The organism is Streptomyces sp. WAC00040, assembly GCF_056835925.1.
In genome coordinates, this window is sequence record NZ_JAKQZE010000004.1 from 346764 (window position 1) to 366108 (window position 19345).

Genomic DNA, 19345 nt, shown 5'->3' on the forward strand with positions numbered 1-19345 from the left:
GTCGTTCCTTTCCCCCGCAACTGGCGCGGGACTGCGAGGTTCCCGAAGCTGGTTGGGCCGAGGTTTCGTTGCCGGGCGGGGAAAGCCTCCGTACGTCGGCGGGGCGCGGGCGGCGGCGTCGGCATGCGTGCGCGGGTGCTGCGTGAGCGTCGTGGTGCCGACCCGGGCGCCCGGTCACAGCAGGCATGACGGGCCACGTGGACGCACACTGGGACCATGGGCGTCTTCGAAGGCGACGTGACGGTGGTCGCGGGCGATGCCGAGTACGCGGCGAGAGCCGTGCTCCGTTCATGGACGGGGCAGCCGGAAAACGCCGCGACGGCCCCCGGGCCCGTGATGAGCGAGGATGTCGCCGCAGTGCTGTCCGCCGACTGGAACGGCACGCTCGAGGTCGCGGACGACCAGGTCGTGGAAGGCATCATGGGCGCGGACGCCCCACGGCTGCGACTGCCCGACGGCCGCGTCGGCGACTTCACCGTGGCCCACCGTTACATCGGTACCGCGCACTTGATGATCGAAGGCAGCGGGCAGCCGCCGTTCTGAGTCCGGACGTGCTCGAGTTCCTTCTCCGCCGCTCGCCACGGTGGCGGACGGGCACGACCTCAGGAACGCGATGGCGGCGCAGCGAACCGGTCCCGGAGTTCGCGCTTGAGGATCTTGCCGCTGGCGTTGCTGGGCAGCGCGTCCACGAAGAGGATCCGCTTGGGTGCCTTGAAGTGGGCGAGCCCGTCCCGCGCGTGGGCGATCAGTTCCGCCTCCGTGATCTCATCGCGTGCCACGACGACGGCGGTGACCGCCTCGATCCAGCGCTCGTCGGGCAGGCCGATCACGGCCGCCTCCGCGACGGCCGGGTGGGTGTAGAGGGCGTCCTCGACCTGTCGTGAAGCCACCAGGACACCACCGGAGTTGATGACGTCCTTGATCCGGTCGACGACCGTGAAGTAGCCGTCGCTGTCGCGCACGGCGAGGTCGCCGGAGTGGAACCAGCCGCCGCGGAAGGCCTCTTGTGTCTCCTCCGGCTTCTCCCAGTAGCCCTCGCACAGCTGCGGCGAGCGGTAGACCACCTCGCCCGCCGTGCCGTCGCTCACCTCCTTGCCGTCCTCGTCGACGATCTTCGCCTCCACGAAGAGGACGGGCCGGCCGCACGACTCCATGCGCCCCTCGTGCTCGTCCGGGCGAAGGACGGTGGCCAGCGGTCCGATCTCCGACTGGCCGAAGCAGTTGTAGAAACCGAGGCCGGGGAGGTGTTCACGCAGCCGCTCCAGCACCGGGACGGGCATGATCGACGCCCCGTAGTACGCCTTGCGCAGTGCGCCGAGGTCGCGCGTGGCGAATTCGGGGTGGTTCGCCAGGCCGATCCATACGGTGGGCGGCGCGAACAGGCTGTCGCCGCGGCCCGCTTCGACCAGGTCGAAGATCTGCCCGGCGTCGGGCGTGTCCAGGATCGTGTTCTCAGCGCCGACCGCGAGGTACGGCAGCAGGAAGACATGCATCTGGGCGGAGTGGTACAGCGGCAGCGAGTGGACGGGCCGGTCACCAGGGGCGAGATCGAGGGCGGTGACGGCGCTGACGTACTCGTGGACGAGGGCGCGGTGGGTCATCATCGCGCCCTTGGGCAGGGCGGTGGTGCCCGACGTGTAGAGCAGTTGGACCAGGTCCTCGTCGCGCGGTTCGTGAGCGGGGATGAATGGCCGCGGCTCGGACAGGGCGGTGAGCAGCGAGTCGTCCGTGTCGCGCAGCGCCCGTACGGCCGTCCCGGCGGGCAGGCGTGGCACAAGCGCCGGGTCGGCGAGGACCAGCGCGCTGCCCGACTGGCCGAGGATGTACCCGAGATCGTCGCCCGTCAGGTTCTGATTGACAGGGACGTGGACGAGCCCGGCCCGTGCGCAGGCGAGGAAGGCGATCAGGTAGGCGTCGGAGTTGTGGCCGTACGACGCGACCCGGTCGCCGTGGCGCAGCCCGTGACCGGTGAGGACGGCCGCCGCGGTGCTGACGGCCTCCTCGAGCCGGGCATAGGTCCAGGAGCGGTCGGCGTACCGGACGGCCGTGCGGTCCGGGGTTCGCCGGGCACTGCGGCGTACGAGGGAATCGACGGTGCTGCTGTGTGCGCCTGTCATGGCGTGATCCTCGGCGGCGGCTGACGCGGGGTCAAGTACAGAGGCGCCACATCGGATACCGAACGGGATGTTGACAGCCGGGGCGTTGGCTGACTGCATAACCAACCAGTAAGGCTCGCAGCCCCGTTGGGAGGCACGTTGCTCTTCCGTACGCGCTTTGCAAGGCTCACTCTCGGGGACCCGGTGCGGTACGAGGACTGCGGTGGTGCCCCGGGGTTGTGCTGCCGCGGGGAGCGCCACACCGTGATCTTCCAGAGCAGCCGGCGTGCCAGTCGGCTGGCGGTGCACCCCGTCCCGCCGCTCCATGGCTCCGCCGCGGACATCACCGAGGCGTTGCGCGACGGCGGGGGCTGCGCGACGTGAGCGCAACGACGTGGGCACACTCGATCTCCACGGGGCAGGGGTCGGACGTCGAGCCCGGCCGGGCATCGCGAAGATCGGGTGTCCGGTCGTGGACGTCGAGCGGCCCGGATGCACGGCGGAGCACAGACGGATGCGGACAGGACGTGCGCCAGGGCGCTTTGCCGTTTCGGCTATTCGACCTCGACCCAGTCGAGGCTGCGTTCCACCGCTTTCTTCCAGCCCGCGTAGCCGTTTTCCCGTTCCTCGTCGCTCCACTGCGGCTCCCACCGCTTCGACTCGTGCCAGTGGGAGCGGAGTTCGTCCTCGCTCTCCCAGAAGCCGGTGGCGAGCCCGGCCGCGTAGGCGGCGCCGAGTGCGGTGGTCTCGGCCACGACGGGGCGGCTGACCGGTACGCCGAGGACATCGGCCTGGATCTGCATGCACAGGTCGTTGGCGGTGACGCCGCCGTCGACCCGCAGTACGTCGAGCGCGACGCCGGAGTCCTGTGCCATCGCTTCGGCGACGTCGCGGCTCTGGTAGCAGATGGCTTCCAGGGTGGCCCTCGCCAGGTGCGCGTTGGTGTGGAACCGGGCGAGGCCGACGATGGCGCCCCGGGCGTCGGAGCGCCAGTACGGGGCGAACAGGCCGGAGAAGGCGGGGACGAAGTAGATGCCGCCGCTGTCCTGCGCCTGCCGCGCCAGGGCCTCCACCTCGGACGAGGAGCTGATGATGTGCATCTGGTCGCGGAGCCACTGGACGGCGGAGCCGGTGACGGCGATGGATCCTTCCAGCGCGTACACCGCCGGTGCGTCCCCGAACTGGTAGGCCAGTGTGGTCAGCAGGCCGCTGCTGGACCGGACGATCTCCGTGCCCGTGTTGAGGACCAGGAAGTTTCCGGTGCCGTAGGTGTTCTTTGCCTCGCCGGGGCGGAAGCAGACCTGGCCGACCGTGGCCGCCTGCTGGTCCCCCAGGACACCGGTGATGGGTACGGCGGTGCGCAGCGGGCGGGTGGTGCGAGTGGTGCCGAACGCCTCCGGGTGGGAGGACGGGTTGATGGTCGGGAGCATCGCGCGTGGGATGCCGAAGATGTCGAGCAGTTCGTCGTCCCAGTCGAGGGTCTCCAGGTTCATCAGCATGGTTCGACTGGCGTTGGTGACGTCCGTGGCGTGGATGCCGCCGTTGGGGCCGCCGGTGAGGTTCCACAGGACCCAGGCGTCGGTGTTGCCGAAGACGGCCCGGCCGTTCTCGGCGGCCTGCCGGACGCCGTCGACGTTCTCCAGGATCCACTTGATCTTGCCGCCGGAGAAGTAGGTCGCCGGCGGCAGCCCTGTCTTGCGCCGGATGAGGTCGCCGTGTTCGCGCTCCAGCGTCGCGGCTATGGAGTCGGTGCGGGTGTCCTGCCAGACGATCGCGTTGTAGTGCGGCTGGCCGGTGCTGGGATCCCAGATGACCGTGGTCTCCCGCTGGTTGGTGATTCCGATGGCCGCCAGGTCGGCGGCGGACAGGGCGCCTTGCCGGATGGCGTTCTGCATCGTGGAGTTCGTTCGTTCCCAGATCTCGACGGGGTCGTGTTCGACCCAGCCGGAGCGCGGGAGGATCTGCTCGTGTTCGAGCTGGTGGCGTGCGACTTCGTTGCCGTCGTGGTCGAAGATCATGAAGCGGGTGCTGGTGGTGCCTTGGTCCACCGCCCCGACGAACTCGGGCATGGCTGGCCTCTCACTCGTCCGGTCACTGGTCGGGTGCGGGCACCCGGCCCGGTTCCTGCTCGGCGACGGGCAGGAAGCGGCTGATCAGCAGGCGGTAGAGCAGTGCACCGATCAGACCGCCGATCAGGGGGCCGACGATCGGCACCCAGAAGTAGAGATCGCCGTACTGATCTCGCCAAGCGCCTCCGTAGCCTGTCAGGAATGCCGCCAGCCGGGGCCCGAGGTCACGAGCGGGGTTGATCGCGTAGCCGGCATTGGTTCCCCAGGCCATGCCGATGGCGACGACGATCAGGCCGATGATGAAGGGGGCGAGATTCGCGCCCGGCGGCGTGTTGAGCAGGTCGGTGACCGCGAAGATGAGGAGCACCAGCAGGGCGGTGCCGATGATCTGGTCACGGAAGGCGCCGAACTGGCTGATCGGGAGTCCACCGTTGCCCGGCAACGTTGAGAAGACGATCTCCGTCTTGTCGGTGTGGCCCGGGTCGGCCTTGGCCAGCACCTCGCTGTAGTTCCAGCGCACCAGCAGGGCGGCCACGAAGGCGCCCGCGGTCTGGGCCAGGGCGTACGGCAGTACCTTGCTCCACGGGAAGCCTTTGAAGGCCGCCAGTGCGAGGGTCACCGCGGGGTTGATGTGGGCGCCGCTGACCCGCGCCGCCACGTAGACGCCCAGGACGACGCCGAGGCCCCAGGCCCAGGCGATGCTGTCGTGGTCGCCCAGCGCCCCGTCGGTCAGCGCACCACCCGCGACGACCTGTGCGACGACACCGCATCCGATGAGAATGAGGATCATGGTGCCTGCGAACTCGGCAGAGAGTTCGCCGATGAGACGTGATTTGGACGTCGGTTCCGGCATATTCTGCGCCTCCCGCCCAGATGGTCGGGCCGATTGTGGCCGCGTCCCGGCCATGCTCCCCCGCAGTGACGCGGTCGGCATCTCGGGTGCGGCTCTCCGGGGAACCGGCGGCGGGGAGGCGCAAGGGCGGGTCAGCCTTCGACGGCGTCCTCACTGCGGTTCTCGGCGAATTCCCACCAGGCGAGGGGGAGCCAGTCTCCGTCGACGAAACCGTCGACGGCCGACCCGCGGCCGTTGATCGACACGGCGGTTCCCGGCGGGTAGGTGGTACCGGACAGTCCGGACACGGGGACGAGCAAGGTTCCGAGGCGTCGTATCACTGTTCGCGTTCTCTTTCTGCGGGTCTCTTGCGATCTGCTACGGGGTCTGCGGGTTCTCCGGCCACTTCGTGCACTGCTTGCACAATCAGCGCATACATGCATACGCGACGACAGTAGCCAATTTGTCCCTCCCCGAACACCGGGCGGACCATGAGATGGAACACGAATGCACGAATGCACAGAGGCACGGAAGCAGCAGTGCCGAGCGGAGGTGCGTGAGCATGAAGGCCGTCGTCTACAAGGGACCGTTCGAAGTAGCGGTCGAGCAAGTGGAGAAGCCAGGGATCCAACACCCGAACGACGTGATCGTCCGCGTGACATCGACAGCCATCTGCGGTTCCGACCTGCACATGTACGAGGGCCGCACCGCCGCGGAGCCGGGTATCGTCTTCGGCCACGAGAACCTCGGGATCATCGAGGAGACCGGGGACGGCGTGTCGTCCCTCAAGCCGGGTGACCGGGTGGTCATGCCCTTCAACGTCGCCTGCGGATTCTGCAAGAACTGCACGGCCGGCTTCACGGGCTTCTGTGTGACCGTGAACCCCGGATTCGCCGGCGGTGCGTACGGCTACGTCGCGATGGGGCCGTACAGCGGAGGCCAGGCAGAGTACGTACGGGTGCCGTACGCCGACTTCAACTGTCTGAAGCTCCCGGAGGGCGACGCCAACGAGAACGACTTCGTCCTGCTCGCCGACATCTTCCCGACCGGCTACCACGGCAACGAGCTGGCCGACGTCCGTCCGGGCGAGAGCGTCGCGGTGTACGGAGGCGGGCCCGTCGGGCTGATGGCCGCCTACTCCGCGCTGCTGCGCGGCGCCAAGAAGGTGTTCGTCGTCGACCGGGTGGCCGAGCGGCTGCAGAAGGCCGAGGAGATCGGCGCGATCGCCGTCAACTTCGCCGAAGGCAATCCGGTGGAGCAGATCAAGGACCAGACGGCGGGAGAAGGCACTGACAAGGGCATCGACGCGGTGGGCTACCAGGCCCAGGCCCAGGCAACGGGCGAGGAGCGCGAGGAACCGGCGACCGTCCTGAACTCACTCGTCGAGACGGTCCGGCCGACGGGAGCGCTCGGCATCCCGGGCCTGTACGTTCCGGCCGACCCCGGCGGTCCTGATGAGCAGGCCAAGAAGGGCATGCTGCTCGTGGCGATCGGCAGGCTCTTCGAGAAGGGACTGCGCCTGGGCACCGGCCAGTGCAACGTCAAGCGCTACAACCGGCAGCTGCGCGACATGATCATCGAGGGGCGCGCACGGCCCAGCTTCGTCGTCTCGCACGAGCTGTCGATCGACGAGGCACCATCGGCGTACGAAAAGTTCGACAAGCGCGTCGAGGGCTACACCAAGGTCGTTCTGCACCCGAACCGGTGACCTGATCCGGGGCGGCCGGCCGGCAGGACCGTGGCCGGCCGTCCCAGCAGGGCGGGCCGGTCTTCTTCCGTCGGTGGCGCAGGCTCCACTGCGCCACCGACGGCTTCGGCCGGTCACGGTACCCGTTCGCTGTGCTTGCCTGCCGGACACATGCAGGCCTGCCGCGGGCACCGCCGCCCTCGCAGACGTGTTCTTGTGCGTCGAGCGCTCCCCCACTGCCGACTCTTGCATACACGGGTGTCCCCGGAGGCCTTCACGCGTTGGGACAGTGCGTGCCGGTCGCGGCGCGTCCACATGTCCCGGTCGGGGCCGTACGGTACGCGACACCGGCCGGCCGGGCCGTACCTCGAGGAGAGACGGATGGACTACTACGATCTCGGCACCTATACCCGCCCGGTGACGACGTCCTCCCCGTCCGCCCAGATGTGGTTCGACCGCGGGCTGCTCTGGTCGTACGGCTTCCACCATGAAGAGGCCGTCTCCTGCTTCGAAGCCGCCGCTGCCGCGGATCCGGACTGCGCGATGGCTTACTGGGGCATCGCCTACGCTCTCGGCCCGAACTACAACAAGCCCTGGGAGTTCTTCGACGGCGAGGACCTGGCCCGAACCGTTGAACGTACCCACGCGGCCGTCGAGCGAGCGCATGAGAAGGCGGCCGGCGCCACTGCCGTCGAGCAGGCCCTGATTGGGGCGCTGCGGTACCGGTACCCCCAGGCGGAGGCGGTCGAGGACTGTTCGGTGTGGAACGAGCCCTACGCCGACAGCATGCGTGCGGTGTACGAACTCGCTCCCGACGACCTCGATGTCGCCACACTGCATGCCGACGCCCAGATGAACCTCACGCCCTGGCAGCTGTGGGACCTGCGGACCGGGCTGCCGGCGGCAGGCTCACGCACGCTGGAGGCCAAGTCGGTCCTCGAGCGGGCCATCGGCACCGGGCGGGGGGAGACGCACCCGGGTCTTCTGCACATGTACATCCACCTCATGGAGATGTCCCCGACCCCCGAGGCCGCCCTGCACGTCGCGGACCGCCTCCGGGGCCTCGTACCCGACGCCGGGCATCTGCAGCACATGCCCACACACCTGGAGGTGCTCTGCGGGGACTACCGGCGAGTGGTGTCGGACAACACCACGGCGATCGCCGCCGACGAAAAGTATTTCGCGCGCGCCGGCGCGATGAACTTCTACACGCTGTACCGCTCGCACAACTACCACTTCAAGATCTACGGTGCGATGTTCCTCGGCCGGTCGTCGACCGCCCTGGAGACGGCCGTACAGCTCGAGGCATCCATCCCGGAGGAACTGCTGAGGGTGCAGAGTCCGCCCATGGCGGACTGGCTGGAGGGTTTCCTCGCCATGCGGGTGCACGTGCTCATCCGCTTCGGCCTCTGGTCCGACATCCTGGAACTGCCGCTGCCCGCCGACCCGGAGCTGTACTGCGCGACGACGGCGATGCTTCACTACGCCCGCGGCGTCTCCCTGTCGGCGACCGGGCGGATCAATGAGGCGGAGAGCGAACGCGAACTGTTCCGTGAGGCCGTCTCCCGCGTCCCCGAGACACGCACGCTGTTCAACAACACCTGCGTCGACATCCTCGCGATCGCGTCGGAGATGCTCGACGGAGAACTGGAGTACCGCAAAGGGAACCACGACGCCGCTTTCGCCGCACTGGAGCGGTCGATCGCACTCGATGACAACCTTCCCTATGACGAACCGTGGGGGTGGATGCAGCCCACTCGGCACGCGTACGGCGCCCTGCTTCTCGAACAGGGACGCGTGGAAGAGGCGGAGGCCGTCTACCGGGCCGACCTGGGCCTCGACGACACGCTGCCGCGTCCTTCGCAACACCCCGGCAACGTATGGGCGCTGCACGGATTCCATGAGTGTTTGATGCGCCTGGGCAGGGCGGCGGAGGCGCAGATCGTGGCCCAGCAACTGAAGCTGGCGTCCGCCATGGCGGACGTACCGATCAACGCGTCCTGCTTCTGCCGCCTCGAAGCGGTCGGGGGCGCGGCGGAGGGCGGCTGCTGCTGACGGCCTCGAGCGGCGCGGGCCCGGTGCCTGCCCGGTGGGGCAGGCACGCGCGGGGCGCACGTCGGGGGCGGGTCCGGTAGTGGCGGCGGGTCGGGGTCAGCCGGCGGTACGGCGCCGGTCGCTGCTCCGGCGCAGCCGGGTGGCCTGGCGATCGAGGTCGTCGACGCGGGCGGCCAGTTCCGGGTGATCGCCCAGGTGCGCGCGGGACTCCATCAGCGGGCCGACGAGGCCGGCGGCGTCGTCGTCACCGAGGGCCCGGACGAGGTCGTCCACCGTGCCACGCGCCTGGCTGGGGAGGTCGCCGAGGGAGGCGATCTGCCCTGCGAGCCGGCGCAGGTCAGCGGCATTGTCCCGGGCCCAGGCGGTGACGGTGCGGTTGGCGGCACGCCGGTCCCGAGTGGCCTGGACGCGCTGTTCGCCCGTGGTGCCGGCGACCCCGGGGCGCAGCCGCAGATAACGGCGCTCGGCGGCCTGGCGGCTGGCGACGCCGAGGGGTTGGGCGAGGTCGGCCCAGCTGGCACCCGCGTCACGCGCGGCTTCGATCAGGCCCGTCTCCCAGCCGGCGAGCTGCCGGCGCATCTCCCGCAGCAGGAGCAGGGCGGCCAGGGCCTCTTCCGGCCCGGCGGGGCCGGGGTCCCCGTCGTCATGGTGGTCACGGCCGGAGCCGGCACGGGCAGTGCGCACCGCTTCGTCGATGGTCCGCAGTGCCGCCGTGGCGGCGAGCAAGGAAGCGGGGCTGCTCGGCGGTCCGGGCTGGTCGGCTGGGGTCACGCTGCCTCCTGAGGGTGTCACCCTTTCAATGACATTTTGCCTTGTCATCGGATGGGTGACATGTTACAACGGTGTCAGGTGAAGCGCATTGGCCTTGGCACTCTGCCTGAACCAATGGAGGTGTTTCTGCGATGTTGATGCGCACCGATCCGTTCCGTGAGCTCGACCGGCTCACCCAGCAGCTCCTGGGTTCCACCGGCACATGGTCGAGCCCCTCCGCGATGCCGATGGACGCCTACCGCGAGGGCGACGTCTACGTGATCGCCTTCGATCTGCCCGGTGTGTCCTCCGACGCGATCGACATCGACGTCGAGCGCAACATGCTGACAGTGAAGGCGGAACGGCGACCGGCCACCAAGGCCGACGACGTCCAGATGGAGCTGTCCGAGCGGCCGCTGGGAGTCTTCTCCCGGCAGGTGATGCTGGCCGACACTCTCGACACCGAACACATCGAGGCGGCTTACGACGCAGGCGTCCTGACCCTGCGCATCCCGATCGCCGAACGCGCCAAGCCCCGCAAGATCAGCATCAGCGCCGGCGGCGACCAGAAGCAGATCGGCGGCTGAGCGACAGCAGTCGCTCGACGAAGGAGGACGGGGCATCACGCACTCCCCCTCCCGCCCCGTCCTCCGCACCGTCGCGAGCACAGTCCGCGAGCAGCCGCGACCACAGTCAGGGGGCAGTAGATGGTCATGCGTTGGCAGGCATTTCTGGACGCCGTGCAGGAGCGCGGCGAATACTCATCGGCCCAGGAGGCCGAACGGGCCGCCCGCACTGTGCTCGCCCTGCTCGGGGCGCATCTGGTGGGCAAGGAGCGCGCGGAGCTGGCCGCACGGCTGCCGGAGACCTTCGCCATGATCCTGCTCAATCCGCTTCAGGCGGCGGAGCCCCTGAATCCCGAGCGCTTCGTGCGGGCGACGGCGGCATGGATCGACGGGGCGACGGAGAAGACCGCGAAGTGGGACGTCAGCGCGGTGCTGAGCGTAGCGGCCGACGCCGCCGGGGACGACCTGTTGCACCGCGTCCTGCTCCAGTTGCCGCCGGGCTACGACGTCCTCTTCGGACGACCGCAGCACATCTGACACCACACCACGACCTACCCCGCCACACGGTGCGGCACCGACGCGGCGGGACCACAACGAAAGAGAGGACCACCGACCGTGCAGTGGCAGCAGCTCATCGAGCAGGTGCGCTATTCGGGCCGCTATGCGACCGGCGAGGAGGCCGAAGACGTTCTGCGCGCGGTGTTGACCGTCCTGGGCAGTCATGTCAGCGGCGACGAGCGCTGTGAGCTCGTCCGCCTGCTGCCCGTCGAGGCAGCCGCGATCCTCACGGCCCAGATCCCGCTCACGGAGCCGTTGACGGCGCCCGCCTTCGTCGACGCCGTCGCCGGGCACCTGCCGGCGTTCTCCGGACCGGAGGCGCGCTGGGCCAGCAGCACCGTCCTCTCCCTGATCGCGCAGCTCGCCGGCGAGGACCTCTCCCTGCGGTTGCTGTCCGAACTGCCGCGCGGCTACGCCCTTCTGTTCGGCCGGGCGGAACTCACCGCGGCCGCCTGACCGGCCCACCCGCCGCCCCGCCCGGCCGGACGCCGCCTGCACACGGGCTCACGGAAGCCGCCGGCACGCGGGCTCACGGGCTCACGGGCTCACGGGCTCACGGGCTCACGGCAAGGAAGATGTACGCGGCAAGGATCGCCAGATGCACCCCGCCCTGGAGCAGCGTGGCGCGGCCGGGCACGATGGTAAGAGCACCGACGACGACGGTGAGCGCGAGCAGCACCATGTGGGTCGCGCCGAGACCGAGCAGCAGCGGTCCTTCCAGCCAGATGGTCGCCAGGGCGATCACCGGGATGGTCAGACCGATGCTGGCCATGGCGGACCCGAGCGCCAGGTTGAGGCTCCGCTGAACCAGGTCCCGGCGGGCGGCACGCAGCGCGGCAAGCGTCTCCGGCATGAGGACGAGCAGGGCGATGACGACGCCGACGACGGAGTGCGGCAGCCCCGCGGAATCGACGCCGGACTCGATGGTGGGCGACACCGCTTTGGCGTCGCCCACCACGGCGACGAGCGCGACGAGGAGCATGACGAGGCTGAGCAGAGCGACCGAGCGGCCGGGCACCGCCGAGCGCTCCTCGTCCGTGGCTTCCTTGACGGCCCCGTCGTGCGTGACGGGGAGGAAGTGCTCACGGTGACGTACGGTCTGCATCGCGACGAACAGCCCGTACAGCCCGAGTGATGCCACCGCGGCGAACGTCAGCTGGGCGGTGGAGAACTCCGGGCCCGGCTTGCTCGTGGTGAAGGTCGGCAGCACCAGACTGAGCGTGGCGACGGTGGCTACGGTGGCGAGCGCGGCGCCGGACCCCTCGGCGTTGAACACGGCGACTCTGCGGTGCAGTGCCGCCACCAGCAGGGACAGCCCGACGATCCCGTTGCATGTGATCATCACGGCGGCGAACACGGTGTCCCGGGCAAGGGACGCCGACTTGTCGCCTCCGTCCACCATGAGGGTGACGATGAGCGCCACTTCGATGACGGTCACGGCGACGGCGAGTACCAGCGAGCCGAAGGGCTCCCCCACCCGGTGGGCGACCACCTCGGCGTGGTACACCGCGGCGAGCACCGCACCCGCCAGACAGAAGGCGACGACGACCACCGCGAGCGGCGGCAGGTCCCGGCCCCAGCTGAGCACCAGGGCGACCAGCGCGATCAGCGGCACCCAGACGGTCCATCGGCCCATGACAGAGTTGATCTTCACCGCGCTCATAGGTGCCAGGCTGCCAGCGCCCGACGGTCACCGCCCGACGACTCGCGTCCGCCCGCCCGGGCGCGTCGCCCCGCGCCGGACTGCCGGCTGAATCCACCGGCCCGCGCGAAGCACATCACGACGGGTACGGGTCCTCGGGTGCGGTGTGCCGGTGTGCCATCGACGGGGCGCGGGCTGGTGCCGTGCTCGTCTCCTGCCTCCGAGCGCAACCGGGAGCAGAGCTGGTCCAGGGCGACGCCCCCGATGCGCCGGGCGCTGCCGGAGCCGGTTTCTCGCCCCGTACAGGCGGACTACGCCGAAGACGGACAGTGTCAGGCGTCCTCGAAGAGCATGTCCTCCGGGGGATGCGTCATTTTCACGGTCTCGCCGTTCGTGACCTCCACGACACGGTGCAGCCCCCTGCACCGCTCGCCCGTGGACAGGACGGAGAAGCGGTCCCCGACGCCCGCCAGAAATGCCGGGAAGCAGGCCAGCGGCATGGTCCCGAGCTGGAAGTAGTCCACCAGCCTGCGGAACAGCTTGGGGAGAATCACGACCTCGTCCGTCAGCGAGGCCAGGCCGGTGATCTTCGCCCCGGTCGTGGTGACATCGGCTGCCCACAGGCCCCGTTCCGCGTTCCGGGCCTCCTTGACCGCGCCGGCCATCTCCGTCCGCAGGCTGGTGAACAGGCTGCGGTAGAACGTCGGGTACACCAGGCCCGCCGAGAGCAGGTGGTGGTTGACCGTCGTCCTCAGCACAGTGGTGTCGACGTCGATCTCCAGGCCGCTGGTCCCGGGAGGCGTGCCGCGCCCTGCCAGGGCGATGCAACGGCCGTGGACGTCGGCACCACGGGTGAGTACGAAGCCGGGAACGGTGTCCGGGGTGGTGGCGGTCACGCTCTCGTCCGGGCGGCGCTGGACATCGGTGAAGCCCAGCCGGCTCAACAGTTCGTCGCGTGCGGCATGAGCGAACTGCAAGGGCTGGTGGACACGGTTCGCGCCGTAGTGCGTCTCGAGTGCGTCCACCGCGTCCAGCCGCAACTTCGCGCGTCCGACCACGCTGTGTTCGACGGCGCGGCCCAGCCCACCGCCGACGAGGCTCCACTCCGAGGGGTCGTCGGCAGTGAAATGGACCGTGTCCCCGTCCGGCTGCGAGCCCTTGACATCGTAGAACCCCTTGATGAGCAACATGGGCATGGTGACTCCTCCGCGGATCCGACGGCGCATGTCTGCGAATCGCTGCGACCGTGGCCCTACCCGGACGGCTCCCCCTCCTTCAAATGGTGCGCCTCGACGAAGGGTTGCGCACCTCCCGAGCGAGGAGGAGGGACGGGCGGGCCGGCGTCGTACGGCAACACGACCACGAGAACGCCGTGATGGTTGCGCGGCGCAACTGTGTTCGTTTCAACGGCGGCACGGGACCACCCGCTTGTCACCGTTTCACCTGGCGAATCCCGCTCGGTGGAAGGTAAATGCGTCGACAGTGCCCCTCCACGACCGGCACAGTGGCCGCCCGTGACGAGCAGTGAGCTGTGGACCCGTGCGACCGCCGAGCGCTACGACGCCGAGGAGACCGCGATGTCCTCGGCCGCCGTTCTCGAACCGACCCTCTCCTTCCTCTCGGAGCTCGCCGGAGACGGCCGGGCACTGGAGTTCGCCATCGGAACCGGACGCGTGGGCGTGCCGCTCCGGCAACGCGGCGTGCCGGTGGTGGGCATCGAACTGTCGGAGCACATGGCGGCGGTCCTGCGGCGAAAGGTCGACGAGGACACGCTCCCGGTCGCCGTAGGAGACATGGCCACGACCGTCGTCCCCGGCGAGTTCACGCTCGTCTATCTCGTCTACAACACGATCACGAACCTGCTCACGCAGGACGAGCAGGTCGAATGTTTCCGTAACGCCGCGCGTCACCTGAGGCCCGGCGGCCGATTCGTCATCGAGCTGGGCGTGCCGCCGCTGCGGGTCCTGCCGCCCGGCCGGACCGCGGTGCCGTTCGACGTGTCCGAGCAGCATCTCGGCTTCGACACCTTCGACCTGGTCCAGCAGATTCTCGTCTCGCACCACTTCACCCGCGACGGCGACGACGGCCGCTACCGCCGCAGCAACTCCCGCCATCGGTACGCCTGGCCTGCGGAGCTCGACCTGATGGCACGGATCTCCGGGCTCGAGCTGGAACACCGCGTCGCCGACTGGGACGGCGCGCCGTTCACCCAGGACTCCACCAAGCACATCTCCGTGTGGCGCAAGCCGGTCTGAGGTCGGCCACCGGGCCGACACGTCGAGCCGCACAAAGCCCTGCGCCCGCGTCATATGGCGCGTGCGTGGCCCTCCCAGTACGGCTCCCGCAGGCGTCGCTTGTAAAGCTTGCCGTTGGGATCGCGTGGCATGGAGGCGACGAAGTCCACCGATCTGGGGCGCTTGTAGGGAGCCAGGTGCCGGGCGCAGTGGGTGAGGATCGCGGCGGCGAGGTCGTCGCCCGCGGAGTGGCCGTCCGCCGGTTCCACCACGGCCTTGACCTCCTCGCCCCGGTCGGCGTGCGGGACGCCGAAGGCCGCCGCGTCGGCGACGGCGGGGTGGGCGAGCAGCGCCGCCTCGATCTCGGCCGGATAGATGTTCACCCCGCCCGAGATGATCATGTCGATCTTGCGGTCGCGCAGGAAGAGGTAGCCGTCCTCGTCGAGGTGGCCGAGGTCGCCGACCGTGAAGAAGTCGCCGATGCGGTTGCTCCGTGTCTTGGCCTCGTCCCGGTGGTAGCTGAAGCCGCCGGTCGTCATCTTCATGTAGACCGTGCCGAGTTCTCCCGGCGGCAGCCGGTTGCCCTCGTCGTCGAACACGGCCAGCTCACTGATCGGCCAGGCCCTGCCGACCGTGCCGGGCCTCTTGAGCCATTCGTCGGCGGTCGCGAAGGCGCCGCCGCCCTCGCTCGCCGCGTAGTACTCCTCCACACAGCCGCCCCACCAGTCGATCATGGCTCTTTTGACGTGCTCGGGGCAGGGCGCCGCCCCGTGGACGGCGTGCCGCATCGACGAGACGTCGTAGCGCCGCTTCACGTCCTCCTGCAGGGCGAGCAGGCGGTGGAACTGTGTCGGCACCATGTGGGTGTGCGTGCACCGGTGCGTGTCGATGAGGCGCAGCATCTCCTCGGGCGCCCACTTGTCCATCAGTACGAGGGGGTGCCCGATGTGCAGGGCCGCGCCGGCGAACTGAAGCACCGCCGTGTGGTAAAGCGGCGAGCAGACGAGGTGCACGTTCCCGTCGTGGGGCCGGATGCCGAAGATGCCGAGGAAGCCGCCGAGGTGGCTCTCCTCCGGGAGCCTGCCGGGCAGGGGCCGCCGGACGCCCCGCGGTCGGCCGGTGGTGCCGGAGGTGTAGTTCATGACCCAGCCCAGGGTGCGGCATTCCGGCGGCGTGTCCGGCTGTCCCTTGACGAGCTCCTCGTAGGGGCGGAAACCGGCCACGTCGCCCACCGCGAAGCGGTGGGTGCGTGGCAGGCCGGCCTCGTCGGCGGCGTCGGCCGCCGCGTCGGCGAAGCGTTCGTGGGTGACGAGTACCTTGGCGCCGGAGTCGGAGACGATCCACGCGATCTCGGAGCCGACCAGGTGGTGGTTGACCGGGACCAGGTAGAAGCCCGCCTGGGAGGCGGCGAGATAGGCGGCCACGAGTTCCGCGCAGTTCGGCAGGACGACGGCGAACGCGTCCCCGCGTCCGAGGCCCGCCGCGCGCAGCCCGTGCACCAGTCGGTTGGCGGCGGCATGCAGCTCGCCTGCCGTCCAACTCCTGCCGGCCGGGTCGGTCAGTACGGTGCGGGCGGGGTCGGCTGCGGCCTGCGCCCAGAAGCCGTTCCCCGCCGGCCCGGAAGCGTCTACGGGCGCACCGGTCATCACGTGCTCCTTCCGGCGATGCGGTTGATGCGGTCGACGGCCTGCTCGAAGCCGCGGGTCAAGTCGTCGAAGACCTCGCGCACGCTGCGCTCGGAGTTCATGCGGCCGACGATCTGGCCCACTGGGGTTCCCAGCAGCGGCCCGACCTCGTACCGCTGGATGCGGGAGACCGCTTCCGCCACGAGCAGTCCTTGGAGCGGCATGGGCAGGGTGCCGGGTCCTGCCGGGTCGTCCCAGGCGTCCGTCCAGGCGGTGCGCAGCTGGCGGGCGGGCTTGCCGGTGAGGGCGCGGGAGCGGACGGTGTCGCCGGAGCCCGCGGCGAGGAGTTTCGCGGTGAGGGCGCGGGATCCGAGGGTGGCCTCCGTGGTGGTGAGCCAGAGGGAGCCGAGCCAGACGCCCTGGGCGCCGAGGGCGAGGCCCGCGGCGATCTGTTCGCCGCTTCCGATACCGCCGGCCGCCAGGACCGGCAAGGGGCCGACCGCTTCGACGACCTCGGGGGTGAGCACCATGGAGGCGATCTCACCGGTGTGGCCGCCGGCCTCGTACCCCTGGGCGACGACGACGTCGATGTCCGCCTCGGCGTGGCGGCGGGCGTGAGCGGCGCTGCCGGCGAGGGCGGCGACGAGGACTCCGTGGTCGTGGGCGCGCGCGACGACGTCGGCGGGTGGCGGTCCGAGGGCGTTGGCGAGCAGTTTGACGGGATGGTCGAAGGCCACGTCGAGCTGGCTGCGGGCCACTTGTTCCATCCAGCCGGTGATGCGCCACCCGGAGGTCTCGCCCTCGGCCAGTTCGGGTACGCCGTGCCGGGCGAGGGTGTCGGTCACGAATCTGCGGTGCGTCTCGGGGATCATCGCCTCGACGTCCGCCTCACTCACGCCCTCGACCTTCTTGGCGGGCATGACGACGTCGAGCCCGTAGGGCATGCCGCCGGTGTGCTCCTGCATCCAGTCGAGGTCACGCCTCAGGTCGTCCGGCGCGGTGTAGCGGACCGCACCCAGTACGCCGAAGCCCCCGACACGGCTGATGGCGGCGGCCACCGCGGGGAACGGTGTGAAGCCGAAGATGGCGTGCTCGATGCCCAGTTGTCTGCTCAGCTCCGTCTCCATGGGCGCAGGATGCCGCAGGGCGCCGGACGAGGGAAGACGTTTTCTGATGCAGCGTCAGATTCTTTTGAGTGGTTGACAGACCCGCAGGACCGCAAGAAAGTTTCACGTGTCGCGGAAGATCCGAAAGATACTTTCAAAGACGCGCAGAGAGGGGTCCGTATGACCGACGACTCGGCGGGCAGAGGGATCAGCAGACGAAGGCTGGGCGGCAAGGTGCTGACGCTGGGCGGTGCACTCGCCCTGGGACCGGTCCCCTTCGCGGCGGCCGCCGGGCGTGACGGAGGCTCGGGCGCCGGCGGGACCGACCCCGCCAGCGGCTCGGGACACCGGCCGACGCTGCGGCGCGGAACTGCGCAGCGGGCCGGACTGCTGGCCCGTCATCTCGACCAACTGGTCTCCGACGCCGAGAAGTTCCTCGCCCCCTCCCCCAAGCACCCGTGGTACGCGGGTGCGGTGCTGCTCGCCGGGCGGGGCGGCACGGTGGCGCTGCACCGGGCGATCGGCAAGGCGCTTCGCTATTCGGCGTACGACGAGGAGACCGACACGGCCGTCGAGCTCCCGGCCGACCGGCAGATCCCCATGGCCGAGGACACCGTCTTCGACCTGGCGTCCGTCTCCAAGCTCTTCACGTCCGTCCTGGCGGTGCAGCAGATCGAGCGCGGCACGCTGGAGCTGGAGGCCCCGGTCGCCTCCTATCTGCCGCGGTTCGCCGGTGCGGGCAAGCAGGACATCACGATGCGTCAGCTGCTCACGCACACCTCCGGCTTCCGTTCCTGGATCCCCCTGTTCAGGGAGCCCACGCAGGAGGCCAGGCTCGAGCGGCTGTGGAACGAGGCCCCGGCGAACCCGCCCGGCACCGCGTACCGCTACTCCGACCTCAACCTGATCTCGCTCCAGCTCGTGCTGGAGAAGATCACCGGACGCCCGTTGGATGTGCTGCTCCACGACGAGATCACTGCTCCTCTCGGGATGGACCGCACCCGTTTCAATCCGCCCGCGTCCTGGAAGCCGAAGATCGCGGCGACCGAGGACGCCAGGCTGCCCTGGTCCGGACTCGACCGCGGCTTGGTGTGGGGCGAGGTCCACGACGAGAACGCGTACAGCTTCGGCGGCGTGGCGGGGCACGCCGGCGTCTTCTCCTGCGCCTGGGACCTGGCGGTCCTCGCCCGTACCCTGCTCAACGGCGGTGTCTACGGCAGCTCCCGGATCCTGCGCCCGGCCTCCGTCGAGCTGATGTTCTCCGACTTCAACACCGCCTTCCCCGGCGACGAGCACGGCCTGGGCTTCGAGCTCTACCAGCACTGGTACATGGGCGCGATGGCGACACCGCGGACCGCCGGGCACACCGGCTTCACCGGCACCAGCCTCGTCCTCGACGCGACCACCGACTCGTTCCTGATCGTGCTCGGCAACTCTGTCCATCCCGTCCGTAGCTGGCGGTCCGGCAGCGCGCCCCGGGTCGCCGCCGCCAACAACATGGCCAGGGCAGTCGCCGTACGTCCCGACCACGGCCGCACCGCCTGGTTCGCCGGCATGGCCGGCTCCACCGCGGCGACCCTCACTCTGCCCGCGCTCGCCCTCGCCTCGGCCAGGCCCCTGCTGCGGTGCTCGCTGTGGTGGGACACCGAACCGCGCTCCGACGCTCTGTATCTCGAAGCGTCACAGGACGGGGGCGTGACCTGGCGGCCGGTCCCGTTCACGGCCGCCCGCAGGGGCGGCGAGGAGGAGCCCCACCCGGCCGGCTCGGCGACGGGCTGGTCCGGGCGGGCATGGCACCGGGCCACGGCGGACCTCACCGCGTGGCGCGGCGCGCCGGTACGGCTGCGCTGGCGGTACGCGACCGATCAGCTCTACGTCGGCCGGGGCGCCTACGTCGACGCGATCCGCGTCGAGGACGGCCCTGGCCCGGCCGCCTTCGACGAGGCACGCCCCGAGGACGCAGCGCTGATCGAGCCCAAGGGCTGGACGGCCTCCAGGGACTGACGACCACTCACCGACCAGTACCGGCGCACGCCCGGCGCGGGTCGCCGGCACCCGGCCGGCGACCCGGCCCGTCGCACGGCCGGCCCCGGCCCGCGACCCCTGCGGAACCGGCACGAGAGCC

17 protein-coding genes are annotated in these 19345 nt (G+C 70.0%); 8 read left to right on the forward strand and 9 right to left on the reverse strand.

Features of this window, described 5'->3' with window-relative positions; translation table 11 throughout:
* Positions 1-216 precede the first annotated feature (216 nt).
* A complete protein-coding gene (locus MDN94_RS32070; protein ID WP_482729349.1) occupies positions 217-543 on the forward strand; it encodes a hypothetical protein in 327 nt (108 codons plus the stop codon).
* A 59-nt stretch (positions 544-602) separates the two neighbouring features.
* Here the strand turns inward: MDN94_RS32070 and MDN94_RS32075 are convergent, their stop codons facing one another.
* The 4 genes from MDN94_RS32075 to MDN94_RS32090 all read right to left on the reverse strand — a co-directional run bounded on the left by MDN94_RS32075 (position 603) and on the right by MDN94_RS32090 (position 5338).
* Positions 603-2117: an acyl-CoA synthetase gene (locus MDN94_RS32075; protein ID WP_482729350.1), complete on the reverse strand. Its 1515-nt coding sequence runs from the start codon at positions 2115-2117 to the stop codon at positions 603-605.
* Positions 2118-2650: 533 nt separating this feature from the next.
* Entirely contained in the window at positions 2651-4165 is a 1515-nt protein-coding gene (glpK, locus tag MDN94_RS32080; RefSeq protein WP_482729351.1) for a glycerol kinase GlpK, read from the reverse strand.
* Positions 4166-4187: 22 nt separating this feature from the next.
* The gene (locus tag MDN94_RS32085) at positions 4188-5018 is read right to left on the reverse strand and encodes an MIP/aquaporin family protein (RefSeq protein ID WP_482729352.1); all 831 of its coding nucleotides are present in this window, start codon (positions 5016-5018) and stop codon (positions 4188-4190) included.
* 131 nt (positions 5019-5149) lie between these two features.
* Entirely contained in the window at positions 5150-5338 is a 189-nt protein-coding gene (locus MDN94_RS32090; RefSeq protein WP_441266235.1) for a hypothetical protein, read from the reverse strand.
* 221 nt (positions 5339-5559) lie between these two features.
* Between MDN94_RS32090 and MDN94_RS32095 the strand changes: the two genes are divergently transcribed.
* Positions 5560-6705: a glutathione-independent formaldehyde dehydrogenase gene (locus tag MDN94_RS32095; protein ID WP_482729832.1), complete on the forward strand. Its 1146-nt coding sequence runs from the start codon at positions 5560-5562 to the stop codon at positions 6703-6705.
* Between the two features lie 360 nt (positions 6706-7065).
* Positions 7066-8739 carry a tetratricopeptide repeat protein gene (locus MDN94_RS32100; RefSeq protein WP_482729353.1) on the forward strand — a complete coding sequence of 558 codons (1674 nt, stop codon included), beginning with the start codon at positions 7066-7068 and terminating at the stop codon, positions 8737-8739.
* 96 nt (positions 8740-8835) lie between these two features.
* Here the strand turns inward: MDN94_RS32100 and MDN94_RS32105 are convergent, their stop codons facing one another.
* Positions 8836-9510 carry a hypothetical protein gene (locus tag MDN94_RS32105; protein WP_482729354.1) on the reverse strand — a complete coding sequence of 225 codons (675 nt, stop codon included), beginning with the start codon at positions 9508-9510 and terminating at the stop codon, positions 8836-8838.
* A 131-nt stretch (positions 9511-9641) separates the two neighbouring features.
* Here MDN94_RS32105 and MDN94_RS32110 point away from each other — a divergent pair, with 131 nt between their 5' ends.
* The 3 genes from MDN94_RS32110 (at position 9642) to MDN94_RS32120 (ending at position 11069) form a co-directional block, all read left to right on the forward strand.
* Positions 9642-10076, forward strand: coding sequence for an Hsp20/alpha crystallin family protein (locus MDN94_RS32110; protein ID WP_482729355.1), 435 nt, complete (start codon positions 9642-9644; stop codon positions 10074-10076).
* A gap of 120 nt (positions 10077-10196) precedes the next feature.
* On the forward strand, positions 10197-10592 hold the full coding sequence (locus MDN94_RS32115; RefSeq protein WP_482729356.1) for a DUF2267 domain-containing protein: 396 nt from the start codon (positions 10197-10199) through the stop codon (positions 10590-10592).
* Between the two features lie 78 nt (positions 10593-10670).
* On the forward strand, positions 10671-11069 hold the full coding sequence (locus MDN94_RS32120) for a DUF2267 domain-containing protein (protein WP_482729357.1): 399 nt from the start codon (positions 10671-10673) through the stop codon (positions 11067-11069).
* A gap of 97 nt (positions 11070-11166) precedes the next feature.
* Here the strand turns inward: MDN94_RS32120 and MDN94_RS32125 are convergent, their stop codons facing one another.
* Together MDN94_RS32125 and MDN94_RS32130 are read right to left on the reverse strand one after the other, a co-directional pair.
* Positions 11167-12276 (reverse strand): calcium:cation antiporter, encoded by a 1110-nt coding sequence (locus MDN94_RS32125; protein WP_482729358.1) that lies wholly within the window; start codon positions 12274-12276, stop codon positions 11167-11169.
* A 311-nt stretch (positions 12277-12587) separates the two neighbouring features.
* On the reverse strand, positions 12588-13451 hold the full coding sequence (locus tag MDN94_RS32130) for a nuclease (RefSeq protein WP_482729359.1): 864 nt from the start codon (positions 13449-13451) through the stop codon (positions 12588-12590).
* A gap of 318 nt (positions 13452-13769) precedes the next feature.
* On the opposite strand from MDN94_RS32130, the gene MDN94_RS32135 reads away from it, so the two are divergent.
* A complete protein-coding gene (locus MDN94_RS32135) occupies positions 13770-14510 on the forward strand; it encodes a class I SAM-dependent DNA methyltransferase (protein WP_482729360.1) in 741 nt (246 codons plus the stop codon).
* A gap of 50 nt (positions 14511-14560) precedes the next feature.
* On the opposite strand, the gene MDN94_RS32140 is transcribed toward MDN94_RS32135, so the two are convergent.
* Positions 14561-16135 (reverse strand): acyl-CoA synthetase, encoded by a 1575-nt coding sequence (locus tag MDN94_RS32140; protein WP_482729361.1) that lies wholly within the window; start codon positions 16133-16135, stop codon positions 14561-14563.
* Entirely contained in the window at positions 16135-17241 is a 1107-nt protein-coding gene (locus tag MDN94_RS32145) for an NAD(P)H-dependent flavin oxidoreductase (protein WP_482729362.1), read from the reverse strand. The genes MDN94_RS32140 and MDN94_RS32145 overlap by 1 nt, the downstream gene beginning before the upstream one ends.
* A 159-nt stretch (positions 17242-17400) precedes the next feature.
* Between MDN94_RS32145 and MDN94_RS32150 the strand changes: the two genes are divergently transcribed.
* The gene (locus tag MDN94_RS32150) at positions 17401-19224 is read left to right on the forward strand and encodes a serine hydrolase domain-containing protein (RefSeq protein ID WP_482729363.1); all 1824 of its coding nucleotides are present in this window, start codon (positions 17401-17403) and stop codon (positions 19222-19224) included.
* Positions 19225-19345 lie beyond the last annotated feature (121 nt).

Bases quoted from the DNA above. Each gene is read 5' to 3' on its own strand.
- glpK (WP_482729351.1), bottom strand. From the start codon at position 4,165: ATGCCCGAGTTCGTCGGGGCGGTGGACCAAGGCACCACCAGCACCCGC.
- MDN94_RS32125 (WP_482729358.1), bottom strand. From the start codon at position 12,276: ATGAGCGCGGTGAAGATCAACTCTGTCATGGGCCGATGGACCGTCTGG.
- MDN94_RS32130 (WP_482729359.1), bottom strand. From the start codon at position 13,451: ATGCCCATGTTGCTCATCAAGGGGTTCTACGATGTCAAGGGCTCGCAG.
- MDN94_RS32085 (WP_482729352.1), bottom strand. From the start codon at position 5,018: ATGCCGGAACCGACGTCCAAATCACGTCTCATCGGCGAACTCTCTGCC.
- MDN94_RS32145 (WP_482729362.1), bottom strand. From the start codon at position 17,241: ATGGAGACGGAGCTGAGCAGACAACTGGGCATCGAGCACGCCATCTTC.
- MDN94_RS32100 (WP_482729353.1), top strand. From the start codon at position 7,066: ATGGACTACTACGATCTCGGCACCTATACCCGCCCGGTGACGACGTCC.
- MDN94_RS32150 (WP_482729363.1), top strand. From the start codon at position 17,401: ATGACCGACGACTCGGCGGGCAGAGGGATCAGCAGACGAAGGCTGGGC.
- MDN94_RS32115 (WP_482729356.1), top strand. From the start codon at position 10,197: ATGGTCATGCGTTGGCAGGCATTTCTGGACGCCGTGCAGGAGCGCGGC.
- MDN94_RS32070 (WP_482729349.1), top strand. From the start codon at position 217: ATGGGCGTCTTCGAAGGCGACGTGACGGTGGTCGCGGGCGATGCCGAG.
- MDN94_RS32075 (WP_482729350.1), bottom strand. From the start codon at position 2,117: ATGACAGGCGCACACAGCAGCACCGTCGATTCCCTCGTACGCCGCAGT.
- MDN94_RS32110 (WP_482729355.1), top strand. From the start codon at position 9,642: ATGTTGATGCGCACCGATCCGTTCCGTGAGCTCGACCGGCTCACCCAG.
- MDN94_RS32095 (WP_482729832.1), top strand. From the start codon at position 5,560: ATGAAGGCCGTCGTCTACAAGGGACCGTTCGAAGTAGCGGTCGAGCAA.
- MDN94_RS32140 (WP_482729361.1), bottom strand. From the start codon at position 16,135: ATGACCGGTGCGCCCGTAGACGCTTCCGGGCCGGCGGGGAACGGCTTC.